This window comes from Mesorhizobium sp. CU3 (assembly GCF_006442965.1).
In the GTDB taxonomy this organism is placed as follows: Bacteria; Pseudomonadota; Alphaproteobacteria; order Rhizobiales; family Rhizobiaceae; genus Mesorhizobium.
Genome location: NZ_VFWX01000023.1, coordinates 77,988 through 90,462 on the forward strand (window position 1 = coordinate 77,988; position 12,475 = coordinate 90,462).

Genomic DNA, 12,475 nt, shown 5'->3' on the forward strand with positions numbered 1-12,475 from the left:
TCATGCGCTAAGCGTACGTTATGTACGAAGACCGCGCAAGCAAAATCGTACACAATGGACGATAATTTTCAGGCATTTTGTACGATGATGGATTCACGGCACAGATTGCAGCAGGCGCGCGCCCAGGCCGGCTTTGCCTCGCCCAGCGATGCGGCACGGGCCTTGCGCGACATCAACAAGAACACGCTGATCAGCCATGAGAACGGCAACCGGCCCTTGTCGCGCAAAGCCGCCGAGAAATACGGCCGGCTGTTCGGCGTCGATCCCGGCTGGCTGCTTTTCAACGCGGACGGCGTGGAGGCGGCGCCGGCCGGCTTTGCCTCCTCGCCCGTTACCGTCGACGTGCCGATCGTATCGTGGATCAGCGCCGGCGAGCTCGGCAGCCAGGACAGCGTCGTCAACCTTTCCGACTACCCGACCATTCCCACCGCCGACCTCGAGGAAGGCGAATGGATCGCGCTGCGCGTCGACGGCCCATCGATGAACAAGATCTCGCCGCCGGATTCGATCATCTTCGTCAACCTGCGCGACAAGCGGCTGGTGACCAATGGCTGCTACGTGATCTCCGACGAGACGGGCCGCGCCACTTACAAGCGCTACCGGCCCAACGATACGCCGCCGTTCCAGCCGGCCTCCTATCTGGATATCCCGCCGCCGGAGCTGGAAGGCGCGATCACGATCATCGGGAGGGTGAAGCGGTCGATGATCGATATGTGAGGGCGTCCGCGCGGTGCAGTCGACTTAGACGCCGCGTCCCTTCGCGCCCTCCTGTTCAAGCTTGCGCGACGCAGATTTGGCCCGCCGCGGGCGTATAAATACGGCCATCGCAATTTCTGCTTGCATTAAGGAACAAAAACAGAACTATATAAGCAACTGTGGCTTCAGCCGCAGCAAGTCCGGGGGGATCATAACCATGTCACGCCGCACCGGCGCGCTCGCGCGCGTTGTTTGGCTTTCGCGCTGGCCGCTGTTGGCGCTGGCGGGGATGGTGGTGCTCGGCGCCCTGACCGCGCCCGCGTCCGCCGCTGCGAGGGACTATGCCCTTTGCTTCGGCGACGAAAGCGGCGACCAAAGCTCAGGTAGTGGCGACACAAAGGAGGCCAGCATCGACAAGGTCGCGGTCGAGCAGCGCATCGCTGCCTGCACGGTGATTGCCGAGGACGCCACGGAGGCGTCGCGCCTGCGCATCAAGGCCTATTTCTATCGGGGCTCCGCCCGGGACGACAAGCAAGACTGGGATGGCGCGATCGCCGACTACGGCGAAACCATCGCGCTCGATCCCAAGCGGACTTCGGCCTATTTCAACCGCGGCACCGACTGGTTCAACAAAGAAGACTACGACCGCGCGATCGCGGACTTCAACGTCGTGATCAGCCTCGAGCCATCCGCCAGCGACGCCTATTCCAGCCGCGGCTCGGCCTTCTTGCGCAAAGGCAAGGTCGATGCGGCGATTATCGACTTTCAACAGGCGATCGAGGCCGACTCGCAAAACGGCGACGCCCACACGGGTCTGGGCGCCGCCTGGGGCAACACAGGCGAGCGGGAAAAGGCGATTGCGGAGTATGACAAGGCCCTCCGCATCAACCCGACCGATTTCATTGCCCTGGTCAATCGCGGTCTCGCCTACGCCGCCAAGGGCGAGTTCGATCTTGCCATTGCGGACTACGACGCCGCGGTGGGCATCGATCCCGCGAGCGCCGATGCCCATGTCAACCGCAGCGCCGCCTGGATCGGCAAGGAGGACTGGGTGCGCGCCATCGCCGACGCCAACAAGGCGATCGAGCTCGATGCGGGGATGGTCGACGGTTACTACGCGCGGGGCGTCGCCTGGGCGAGCAAAAACAACGATGATCGCGCCGTCGCCGATTTCGACAAAGCCATCGAACTCGATGCGACAGATGCCAGGGCATGGTTCGCCCGCTCGCTGATGCGGGCGCGAAACGGCGATACGGCCGGTGCGTCCGCCGACTGCCGAAAGGCCATCGCGCTCGATCCGAAGAAGACAGGCGGTTGCGATACCGGGCCGGATGTCGCAGAGGCGGCGGCCGCCAACACGGATGCCGATCCCACGCGCTCCTCTCCGGACAAGGCTCTGCAGGCATCCCCCACACTGGATCCTTCCAATCCCGCTACCTGGTACATCCAACAAGGATTGAAGGACCAGCAGGAAGGCGACGTGCCAGGCGCGGTCTATCTGTTCAGCTATGCCATCAAGCTGGATCCCGACAATGTCGATGCGTATTTCAACCGCGCGTTTGCCGAAGCCTCGCAGGACCACAATTATCTTGCCGCCTCGGATTGTCGGCGCGCCGTCGAACTCGATCCGCAACGCGCCGGCGCTTGCGCCGCGCTTATGGCCGACCATCAATCCGGTCAGGTCGCCGGGACACAGGATCAGGCTGCGGCCAAGACATTGGTCGATCGCGCCGGCGCGCGCCTGGCAAAATACGGCGTGGACGGCGCGCTGCTGGATTTCGACAAAGCGATCAGCCTCGATCCCAAAAATGCCGACGCCTTTCTGGGCCGCAGCCGCGCAAGGACGCTCAAGGGCGAGCAAGCCGGCGCAGCGGAGGATTGCCGGCGCGCCATTGAACTCGACCGCACACGGCTGGGAAGCTGCGAGGAGCAGGTCGCCGACGATGACGGCAGACCCGTGCAGGTGCCGGATCCGGGGCAGACGCAGGCTGCGGCCGCCGCTTCAAATCCGCAAACCGTCCGTCCGAATTTGATGGCTACGGACGACACATTGGCCGCCAAAACCATGGAGACAAAAGACCGGCGCGCCCTCGAAGCCATACTGGGTGGCGATGCCTGGCTGGACATGGGCAAATACGACAAGGCGATCGGCGCCTATGACGTGGTGATCGTGCTCGAGCCCGACAACCGCTTCGGCTATTTCGGCCGTGGCAAGGCCAGAGCGGCCAGAGGCGACTACGGCCAGGCGATCGCCGATTTCGACAGGGTCATCCAACTCGCCCCCAATTTTGCCGCCGCGTATTCTCGCCGGGGTCTGGCCAAGGTGACGTCCAACGACATCGAAGGCGCGCTTGCCGACTGCGAGCGGGCAGCCACACTCGATCCGAAGGCGCGCGACGCCTTCTATTGCAAGGGCATGGCCTGGCACGGCAAGGGCGAAGCGGGGCGCGCAATCGCCGCCTATTCTCTCGCGATCGGCATCGATGCGAAGGACGACGCCAGCTATTACGCGCGCGGCATGGCGCGGGCCGACCGCAAAGACTATGCCGGCGCCATCGCCGATTTCGATCAGGCGCTCAAGCTCGACCCCGGCAATGCGGATTATGCCATCGCCCGCAAGGCAGCGGTTGCGGCGAAGGGACAAAGCGATGAGGCCGACGCTGCGGCCGGCGCGGATCTGCAGGCTGTCATGCCAGTGTTGAAGCGCGGCGACGCGTTCTATGCGAAACGCAAATACGATCGCGCTATCGCTGAGTACAGCCGCGCCGTGGCGCTCGCGCCGAATGAACCGTTGACCTATTCGGCGCGCGCCAGGGCGCGCCTGCAAAAGGGCGACTATGACGGAGCCCTGGCCGACATCAACCAAGCGCTTGAGATCGATCCATCCTGGATCACAGCCTATCACGCCCGTGCTCTTATACTCGCGAAGAAGCGCGAGCCGGAAAAGGCCATCGCCGATTTCAACCGTGCGATCGAAATGAAGCCGGACTATGCCCCGTTTTACTTCGGGCGCGGCAGCACCTGGTATTCTATGGGCGAATACGACCGCGCCGCCGCCGATCTCGACTGGGCGCTCGAGCTCGATCCCAAATCCGACATGGCCCGCCAGGGGCGAAAATTGGCAAAGGCCGCGAAGGAGAAAGCATTCCGCTCGAACCGACCTGGCAAGCTCGCCAGCCCGGCCGGCAAAGCGACGCCCGCACTCAAAGCATTGACCAGCGCCGACATCGACGCCGAGGTTCAGAAGCAGGATTTGCAGATCTTCAAGGCGATTGCTGAAGAGTTCCCGGACGACTACCGTGCCTTCATCGACAAGGTGATGGTCGTTGCCCGGTCGAGGAGCAAGGAGGCGGTGCGCAACACGAGCAGGGTGACGGTCGCCGAGCTGCGGAAAAAATATGCACCGCTTCTGCCTTCAGCCCCGGACAGCGAAGCCTCGCAAGCGCTTTCCGCTCAGATCGCCATGCTCAATCATCTGATGGCGCGCGAAACGCCAGCCACCTGCAACAATTACCTGCGCAACGGGCCGGACGCGGTCATCGCGCCCGACCATGAATTTCTGATGGATATGGACAGGATCGGCGCGACGTTGTTCCGTGCTTTTGGCGCAGCCAAAAAGAGCGGCCTGCCGGCGGCTGAACCTGGCGACCAGGACTGGTCACTGGTCGCCGACGCTTTCACCAAGGGCGGCGGCACGCCGACCGAGATGGAAGCGATTGCAAATGCCAGCCAGGAATTCGAAGGCCTTTGTCCGGCCGTCGTAAAACTCTACGCAGCAGCCCTGTCGCTGCCGGGCGAATCCGGACGGCGCATCAAAACCGCCATACTTTACGAGATCGCGAAGAATTAGGCGCTGATTGATGGAAGCCGCGCTCCTTGGCGCCGACTCATCGCTCCGCTTCCCCTACCCCACCAAAAACTCATTGCTGTAATACGCGCTGAAATCCGGCTTTCCCTTCAGCGCCTTGCCGTCGCCATCGAGCAATATCCCCGAGGCAAACAGATACCCGCCCATCGCCTCCATCTTCGCCTTGTCCATCGTGCCGATGGCGCCGCCCGCGCTTCTCAAAAAATGCCCCTCATTCAGCGCCTTCAGCGAGGCGTGGATCAGCGCCGGGTTGGCGAGCGTATCCTTGTTGGCGGCGATCAGCAGGTCGCCCGCTTCCTGCGCGTGGTCGACGGCGAAGGCGTAGCCGGCCCGCGTCGCGGCAACAAAGGCGGCGGCCTGTTTCGGGTTGGCGGCAAGGTACGCGTCGCTGGAGACGATCAGCGTGGTGTGCTCGTCCGGCACACCGTAATCGGCGTAGCGGAACGAGCGCTGCTTGAGGCCCTTGAGCTCGGCCTCGACGCCCTCCCAGGTCGAGACTTCGAGGGTGAAATCGACCGCGCCATTGGCCAGCGCCTCATAGGCCGAGGTGCCGAGCGTCACCGTCGAGAACGCGCCCTTGCCGCCATCGTGGCGGATGATGGTGGAGATCAGCGCGTTCTCCCAGGCGCTGCCGAAGCCGCCATAGGTCAGGCCGTCGAGATTCTTCGGGCTTCTTATCGCGGCGCGGTCGGCGTTGAAGACGACGCGGCCGGTCTCCGACTGGACGACGGCGTAGACGGCTTTGACATCGGCGCCGGCGCTCCTCTGGGTCATGACGCCGAGCGTGCCGGAAATACCGAAATCGGCGACGCGGTTGGCGACCAGCGTGCCAGCGCCGGTGTCGGCATAGGGCAGGATTTCGACGTCGAGCCCGGCATCCCGGTAGAGGCCCTTGTCGCGGGCGACGAACAGGCCGATGTGGTTGGTGTTGACGGTCCAGTCGAGCGCCACCGTGATCTTTTCTCCGGCGGCGCGGGCACGCGTGACGGCAGGCAGCGGCAAGGCGGCGGCGATCGCCAGTAAAAGTGTCTGGCGGCGGTTAAGGTCAGTCATCGGGTTTCTCCGGTTGGGGAATTGGTCTCGCCAAGCAGCGTGTCGAGAATGCCGGTCTCGATCGCCGCCGCCTCGCGGGCAAGTGCCGCACTTCCCCCGCGCGGGCGCGGCAGCGGCACCGCCACTTCGGCGACGACGCGCGCGGGGCGTGCGGAAAGCACATAGATGCGATCGGACAGAAGCACCGCTTCGCGCACATCGTGGGTGATGAGCAGCGCCGTCCAGCGATTGGCCTGCCACATCGTCTCCAGCCAGCGCTGCATCGCGGCGCGTGTCAGCGCATCGAGCGCGCCGAACGGTTCGTCGAGCAAGAGCATGTCCCGCTCTTGCACCACGGTGCGCAAAAGCGCGGCGCGCTGGCGCATGCCGCCGGACAGCTCGGCCGGCCAGGCGCGCTCGAAGCCGGCAAGGCCGAATGCGGCAAAGAGCGGCGCGACCCGGAGCCGCGCGGCCCGACGCTTCATGCCCTGCACTTCGAGCCCGAGCGTCGCATTGTCGATGACGCGCCGCCACGGCATCAGCGCATCGCGCTGCGGCATGAAGGCGAAGCGACCGCCGTGGTCGTCGAGCGGCGCGCCGTCGAAGCGCATCTCGCCCTCGCCTTTGATTGCGCCGGTAAGCAGTTGGAACAGCGTCGACTTGCCGGCGCCGGAAGGCCCCAGGATAGAAACGAATTCGCCTTCGCGGACATCAAGCGAGACGCCGGAAAGCACGTCCAAGGCGCCGAAGCTTTTGCGCACGTCGCGAAGCTCGAGCCGCGTCATCGCCAGCCGCGTCATGGCCGACCCTTGCTCGAAGGGCCATCCTCGCGCCCTGCCCGCTCCCAGGGCATGGCGAGGCGCTGCGCCAGCACGGCAAGGCCGAACAAGCCGAGTGTCAGTGCCGAGCTGACGGCGACGGCAGCAAGCACCAGGTCGGGCCTGAAATTGTTCTTGGCGCTGAGCATGTAGATGCCAAGCCCTTTCGCCGCTCCCGCATATTCGGCGAAGATCGCGCCAACCACCGCATAGGTGATCGAAATGCGCAGGCCGGCGAAGAAATAGGGCAGCGCCGAAGGCAGCCGTGCGGCCCAAAAAATACGCCGGCGCCCCGCCCCCATGGCGGCGAGCATTCGGGCGATCTCATTGCTGGTCGAGGCATAGCCCTCGACCAGCGCCACCATCATCGGGAAGAAGGTGACCAATGCCACCAAAAGAATCTTCGGCAAGAGCCCGAAGCCGAACCACAGCACCACCAGCGGGGCGATCGCCACCAGCGGCAAAGTCTGGCTGGCGATGAGCAAGGGAAGCAGCGCGCGGCGCAGTGGCGCGACGAAATCGACCAGCACCGAGAGGATGAAGGCGGCGGCTAGCGAACAGGCGAAGCCGCAGAGCGTGGCGCGCAGCGTGGGCAGCGTGTTTTCGGCAAGGGCCGCACGGTTCTCCCAGGCCTGCGCAAGGACGCGGGATGGAGCCGGCAGCACCGTCGGCGCGATGCCGCCGAGGCAGGCGTAGAGTTCCCAGGCGATGAGGAGCAGCGCAAAGGAGATACCGGCGGGAGCGAGGTTGGTGCAGGTCTTCGCGAAGGCTGATCTCCCTTTTTGCGGGGGAGATTGGCCGTCATCGCGGTCTTCGCTATTCACCAAGGGATTTCTTGGCGAAGAGATTCCACCCTCACGCAACGGATCAAACACAACAGCCACGACACTTCTCCTCAACGACGAACGGCGCTGGAAAACGCGCTCAAACCGCGGTTGGGCTGTTGGCTGAAATGGTGATATCGAGGGTCACGTGCCCGGCGCCGGGGCCGAAGCGGCAGAAGGCTTCGTAGAGCGTGGCGAACACCGCGCCGGCGTCGCCGCGAAGCTTGGTGCAGAAGTTTTTCGAGCGTTCGAACACACCCGACTTTTTCAGGAAGTCGATGCAGCCGTAGATCTCGTCCATGTGGTCTCCGGTGCCCATCACATAGAGCGAGAACTGCGCCGCGGTCGGCTGGCCGGTGGAAGGCGTTTGCGCAACCGCGCTGAGCGCGGCAGCCTTGCGTTCATCGAGTGGTATCGCCGGGCCGCCGATCTCGTCCGAGCGGCAGATCGGATCGTCCGGCTCGCCCGGGCAGCCGCGCGAGACCGCCGCCGACAAAACGCAATGCTTGCCGCTTGCAGCCGCCGCCACGAACAGGTCGCGCATGGCGGGAAACAGCACTTCGGGAGGCCCGACCAAGAGCGTCGAGATATCGTCGGTCTCGATCCTCAACCGGTCGCGCCAGGGATCGAGCGCGCCCAGCGCGCCGAAGATGACGCCGACGAAATCGTCGGTCATGGGGTAAAGGGAAATCTGTGCGCCGGAAAACATCGCCCGCCTCGCTCCGCTGGTATTATCCAGATCAGCTTTAGGGTCCGAAGGCTTGCCACCTCCATCTCAGCCCCGACCGTACGGAGCACCCCTGTGGATACGGGGTTTAAAGCACTGTTTGCGGCGGTAGGGAAGCGGATTTTTGGCGGCGCGCAGCGGGCCAGGTGCCTCATCTCCCGTAGGGGAGATGGCCGGTTATAAGATTTTTTGCGGATTTCTTATAACCGGCGACTAACCGGCGACATTCGTTCAAATTGTACGAATAACGCTTGACCTTTCTTCGTACATAGAGTACGATTTTTTCTTTGGAAGGATCGTCTTTTGAGCACCGCGAACCATGCCGCTTTTGCCGACCTCTCCCGCCCTTTGCTGTCACCTTTGCCGCTCAAGGAGCGCGAGCGCCTGGCCGGCGCCTGGCGCATGGCCAGCCAGGACATCGCCGACGACATCCGCTTCATCCGGCAATATCTGAAGGTGATCGCCGAAAAGGACGAGCGGCTGTCGACCGGCACGCTGGTGCACGGCTCGGCTTATGTTCAAGCCTGCGCGGACTGGCTGCCAGAGACGGTGGCGCGGTATCTGCGCAATCTCAGGCTTATCAGCGAATGCGAGAGCGCGATGACCGCGGCAGGCGTCAGCTTTGCAAAGTCGAGCGATGCCTGGGACGCGTAAGGCCCGAAGGCGCGCTGGCAGAATGAGAGGGCGCGAGGGACTGCGACCTTGCCTTTATCGGCCAATACGGTCCAAGCTTGCCGTCAGCCCACCGCCATCGTGAACGGCTTCGCCGCGGCACGCGGTGCCCTTGCGAGGCTGCTTGAAAATGAACTTGGAAACCCGCCGTCAGGCCTTCTTGGCAGGTGCTTTCGGCTTGGCAGGCGCCTTTGCCTTGGCCGGCTTTTCAGCCTTGGCCGCCTTCGGCTTGGCCGCAGCCGCCTTTTTGGTCTTCGGCTTGGCCGTGCCATCAACCTCAGCCGTGGCCTGCTCCCAATGCTCCATATGCGCCCCTTCAGGGCGGCCGGCCTGTTCCCAGATCTCGTGCGCCCGCTGGCGAATGCGTTCGTGCCTGTCGTCCGTCACTTGTCGCCTCCTAAGGTTCGGGACTGTTCCCCGGCTAAACCTTAGCCGAATTTTTGCCTGCCGTCTTCGACATCACGCATAAGCGACCGAGTTTGAGGCTGCAATTTCCCTCAGTGTCCGTCGATGACGACGGCGACACCCAGATGCGCTGCCTTCTTCGTAATCAATCCGGCTAAATCCGCGTCAGATCGGTCAGTTCCGGTAAGCTCGCGCAGCAGGGCGATCGCTTCCTTCATCGGCAGCAAACCGGTCCTGTGCTCGGCCAGGAGCTTGTCGACCATGACGGCAACATCTGGTGATTCGACATGAGGATGGTGCATCGCGCTCCCTCCCAAAGACGATGCTTCCCGCCACTTCGAAAAAATGGCGGGAAGCTGTTTGTCCACGTGAACGTCACATCAATCGATGACCTGGATGACCCGCCGTGTGCCGGGGTCGATGAGCACGGTGTGATCATTGACTACAGCGTAGCGGTACTGGACGTCCGGCACCTCCTGCAGTTCAACCGTGTCCGGCACCGTTGAGCCGACGCCGAGTTCCAGACCCAGCACGTTGACCGAGGCGATCTTGTGCTTGTGGACATATTCCTTGACCACGACCTGCTGCTCAGGCGTGACGATCACCTCGTCCGCGGCGGCGACGCTGAGACCGGCCATGAGAGCCAGACCGGCGACGGCGGGAATGAGGGTGGTTTTCATCGTATCTCTCCTGTTTGTTGACGAGCTCCGCCCTGCCTCCGCGAATGCGGAAACACAGGCAGGTCGAACATGGGAGCTCGAAGGGCAAACGCCCCCGCATGGGTCTTGTTCCGTCACGCCGACCAATTGATGCCGGGCGTGCCCATGCGTCCGCTGGGGGGAACAGTTGCGACCGCCCCGCATTTAAAAGGGACTGCTAAGCGAAAGGCGACAATATGCATGAAGGTCTCGTCAGGAGCGACATGAAGCTCCAAACGCCGGTGGCGGTCACAGTCGGTGCCGGTTTCAAGCGCGAGATCGCCTCGCTTGGCGAAATGCAGAATTTCCTCAAGGAATGGCCGGCCATGCGTGGCGAGAATTATGCGGCGGCATTACAAGCCTGCGAGGCCGCGCGGAGCGGACAAACTAATCTCGGTGAGGTGCGGCGAGCCTTCCTCGTTTTTGCCAAACAGGCGGGCATCGTGTGGACCGGAGCCGATCCGGTGGCGGTGCTGCGCGAGGCAAAGCTCAGACGCGTGAGGACGCGACAAAGCCAGGCGCGGCACTGAAGCTTCACCGATGTCCACCTTCGCTTTGCTGCCGGAAACAGCCGAGCACCCGCCATGTTCGATGTGGCGGGTGCTCGGCTAACCGACGAATGAAGGGACTTATATTCGTCAGTCTGAGATGCCAAATGGGAAAAGAGGCGATAGGTTTCAGCGGCGGGACCAATGCGGCGCGATATCGGACTTCGGTCCGGCGATCGTCGCGAAAGCCACCGCCGCGACATTGCGCCAAACGAAAGGCGGGCGGCCTGACGTCCGAGGGGACGCGAAGTCGCTTTTATCCGCTCGCTACCAGCCGCGCGCCTGCGGCTTTTTGCGATCGGTGAATAACTCGGTTTCTTTGCGGATTTCCGAGGCTGTCAGCCGGACGTCTGCTCGCCCAGCGCCTCGGTGAGGAATGACGCGGCGATGAGGTCGTCCGCGTCAATGCGTAGGGAGCCCTCGCCGCCCCCCATTATGGCAGCGACTTTCTGGAAGGCGCGCATATCGTGTTCGGTTATCCTGGCGTCCTGCATCCTGGCTCGCAGATCGGCGACACGCATCCCGAGCGAACGGGATGTCCCGATTTCTCTTTTCGACATCTTGGTCAGTCTCCTCCCCCAACCCGTGCCCGTTATGCCGCCGCCCGAATCCGCATCTTGCTCACCGCTTGTGTCCATGATGAGGCAGGCGAATCCAGAGCCGCAACGAGTGCCTATACCGAAGGTTCCATTAGCTTATGTTCACAAAATAAAACATGCTTAACGGGCCGCCGAATCGGCTCGGCTCCATTACGATTGCTGGCCAACTGGCGCCATCGTCGCTGCCGACCCACATGCTGGTGGGCTTTGACCATCCTGATCTGATCGGTATGCATTCCAAGAAATGCCCGCCGCGTCCGGGGGCGTTTCAATGCCGCGGGCATGTCTCATTGGCGCTCCTTGAATGACCGATCCCGGCAACGATGCGGCCGCAGCCGACAGTTGACCCATGATTCCTCCGCCCGAGGTCCGCATCCGGACAGGACGAAAGGGCAACCGGTGCGCCGGCAAACCGTTCCGTCTTGCGATCCCTTGGGAAAAGGTGCATGGGTCATGGCGGGTAGAGAAATGGGCGAGATCGCCGACGATCGAATTGGTCGCGGCGCTCGGTTGGGCAAATGTATTTTCCGCAGTTTCTTGTGGGAATGATCGCAACGCTCCTGGTGATCCTGGGCTGGACTTACATTTCCACGGGATCGATCTGGGAAGCGATCGGCTGGACAGTGCTTGCAGCGGTGGTGCTGCAGGCAGGCTACTTCGTAACCGTATTGTTGCTTGTCCAACGCGAGGCCCGCGTTAGCGATGAGGGTAAGGCCAGCGATACCGGCACGACCCCCGCCAAGCTGCCTGGTCCGTTCGAGCGCGACGGCATCATCCAGGCGCTGATCTCGCGACTTAAACTTCTCTAAATTTCGCCGAGCGGCACACGGCCGCCCGGCGACTTTCGTTGCATTCTCAACGCGCCGTTGCTGTGGCCGAGTGCGTCGATTGCGCCGGCGAGAAAACCATGAAGGCAAAGACCAGCACCGCCGCGGCGACGATCAGCGAACCGATGCCCAGGATGGGCTCGACAGCATCGTTTCCCTGCGCGTATTTCAGGTAAAGCGGCGGCAGCATTACGACCAGGCCAAGCGTGTAGAGCCCGTAGTGGATCATGGCCAGGCGCTTTTCGGCCTTGGCCGGGTTCAGCGCATAATAGCCACCGAAAATGGCGCTGGTGACCCAGCCCAGAAGATTGAAATGGGCATGCGCCGGATAAGCGCCGTGATCGCCGGAGATCCCCATCTTGATGCCGATGGCAATGCCCAGCAGGAAGAAGATGACGGCGGTCTTGAAGAAAAGCTCTGAAACGCGCGGCATGTCGTTGTCCCTCCTATGCCTTTAAACCCCTACGCCGTCGAGACTACACCGGGTCGAGGTTCACCGCCATGCGCCCTGAGGCTCGGCAACAGCTATTACCGCGCGTCGGACAGCCATGGGGGGCGCCTGGCACGTCGTTGGGGGTGTGAACGAAGCCTGATTTTTCCGCTCTGCTTGCGCCTTCGGGATCGGGGCGCCCTACGCTCAGACCTTGCGCCGCGCATTCTCAGACCTAAGGCCGAATCTTCTCTAAGACTTACGTCTAAGTGCCTGCAAATATTACATTTTAGTATTCCGTGCATTTTATCATTCTCGGAAATCCCTCGTA

14 protein-coding genes and 1 riboswitch are annotated in these 12,475 nt (G+C 62.8%); of the genes, 5 read left to right on the forward strand and 9 right to left on the reverse strand.

Annotated elements, in window-relative coordinates:
* Positions 1 to 84: 84 nt before the first annotated feature.
* Together FJ988_RS27735 and FJ988_RS27740 are read left to right on the forward strand one after the other, a co-directional pair.
* On the forward strand, positions 85 to 717 hold the full coding sequence (locus FJ988_RS27735; protein ID WP_140822015.1) for a S24 family peptidase: 633 nt from the start codon (positions 85 to 87) through the stop codon (positions 715 to 717).
* 196 nt (positions 718 to 913) lie between these two features.
* On the forward strand, positions 914 to 4,546 hold the full coding sequence (locus FJ988_RS27740; protein WP_140822017.1) for a tetratricopeptide repeat protein: 3,633 nt from the start codon (positions 914 to 916) through the stop codon (positions 4,544 to 4,546).
* Between the two features lie 54 nt (positions 4,547 to 4,600).
* Here FJ988_RS27740 and FJ988_RS27745 read toward each other — a convergent pair whose 3' ends face one another.
* The 4 genes from FJ988_RS27745 to FJ988_RS27760 form a co-directional block, all read right to left on the reverse strand.
* A complete protein-coding gene (locus tag FJ988_RS27745) occupies positions 4,601 to 5,617 on the reverse strand; it encodes an ABC transporter substrate-binding protein (RefSeq protein ID WP_140822019.1) in 1,017 nt (338 codons plus the stop codon).
* A complete protein-coding gene (locus FJ988_RS27750; RefSeq protein ID WP_140822106.1) occupies positions 5,614 to 6,381 on the reverse strand; it encodes an ABC transporter ATP-binding protein in 768 nt (255 codons plus the stop codon). The genes FJ988_RS27745 and FJ988_RS27750 overlap by 4 nt, the downstream gene beginning before the upstream one ends.
* Before the next feature lie 11 nt (positions 6,382 to 6,392).
* Complete coding sequence (locus FJ988_RS27755) at positions 6,393 to 7,145, reverse strand: ABC transporter permease (RefSeq protein WP_140822108.1); 753 nt, start codon at positions 7,143 to 7,145, stop codon at positions 6,393 to 6,395.
* 193 nt (positions 7,146 to 7,338) lie between these two features.
* Complete coding sequence (locus tag FJ988_RS27760; RefSeq protein WP_140822021.1) at positions 7,339 to 7,947, reverse strand: YkoF family thiamine/hydroxymethylpyrimidine-binding protein; 609 nt, start codon at positions 7,945 to 7,947, stop codon at positions 7,339 to 7,341.
* Positions 7,938 to 8,050: riboswitch (TPP riboswitch) on the reverse strand. Its footprint overlaps the gene before it by 10 nt.
* Before the next feature lie 218 nt (positions 8,051 to 8,268).
* Here FJ988_RS27760 and FJ988_RS27765 point away from each other — a divergent pair.
* Complete coding sequence (locus tag FJ988_RS27765) at positions 8,269 to 8,619, forward strand: hypothetical protein (protein ID WP_140822023.1); 351 nt, start codon at positions 8,269 to 8,271, stop codon at positions 8,617 to 8,619.
* 168 nt (positions 8,620 to 8,787) lie between these two features.
* Here the strand turns inward: FJ988_RS27765 and FJ988_RS27770 are convergent, their stop codons facing one another.
* The 3 genes from FJ988_RS27770 to FJ988_RS27780 all read right to left on the reverse strand — a co-directional run bounded on the left by FJ988_RS27770 (position 8,788) and on the right by FJ988_RS27780 (position 9,722).
* Positions 8,788 to 9,024 carry a DUF2934 domain-containing protein gene (locus FJ988_RS27770; RefSeq protein ID WP_140822025.1) on the reverse strand — a complete coding sequence of 79 codons (237 nt, stop codon included), beginning with the start codon at positions 9,022 to 9,024 and terminating at the stop codon, positions 8,788 to 8,790.
* Between the two features lie 110 nt (positions 9,025 to 9,134).
* Complete coding sequence (locus tag FJ988_RS27775) at positions 9,135 to 9,410, reverse strand: hypothetical protein (protein ID WP_246688675.1); 276 nt, start codon at positions 9,408 to 9,410, stop codon at positions 9,135 to 9,137.
* A gap of 12 nt (positions 9,411 to 9,422) precedes the next feature.
* Positions 9,423 to 9,722, reverse strand: a complete 300-nt coding sequence (locus FJ988_RS27780) for a DUF1236 domain-containing protein (protein ID WP_140822027.1) — start codon at positions 9,720 to 9,722, stop codon at positions 9,423 to 9,425.
* Positions 9,723 to 9,964: 242 nt separating this feature from the next.
* Here FJ988_RS27780 and FJ988_RS27785 point away from each other — a divergent pair, with 242 nt between their 5' ends.
* Positions 9,965 to 10,270 (forward strand): DUF982 domain-containing protein, encoded by a 306-nt coding sequence (locus tag FJ988_RS27785; RefSeq protein ID WP_140822029.1) that lies wholly within the window; start codon positions 9,965 to 9,967, stop codon positions 10,268 to 10,270.
* 356 nt (positions 10,271 to 10,626) lie between these two features.
* On the opposite strand, the gene FJ988_RS27790 is transcribed toward FJ988_RS27785, so the two are convergent.
* A complete protein-coding gene (locus FJ988_RS27790) occupies positions 10,627 to 10,848 on the reverse strand; it encodes a hypothetical protein (protein WP_140822031.1) in 222 nt (73 codons plus the stop codon).
* A gap of 584 nt (positions 10,849 to 11,432) precedes the next feature.
* Here FJ988_RS27790 and FJ988_RS27795 point away from each other — a divergent pair.
* Positions 11,433 to 11,696, forward strand: coding sequence for an exopolysaccharide production repressor protein (locus FJ988_RS27795; protein WP_246688676.1), 264 nt, complete (start codon positions 11,433 to 11,435; stop codon positions 11,694 to 11,696).
* Between the two features lie 46 nt (positions 11,697 to 11,742).
* Here FJ988_RS27795 and FJ988_RS27800 read toward each other — a convergent pair whose 3' ends face one another.
* Complete coding sequence (locus FJ988_RS27800; RefSeq protein WP_140822035.1) at positions 11,743 to 12,147, reverse strand: hypothetical protein; 405 nt, start codon at positions 12,145 to 12,147, stop codon at positions 11,743 to 11,745.
* Between the last annotated feature and the right edge of the window lie 328 nt (positions 12,148 to 12,475).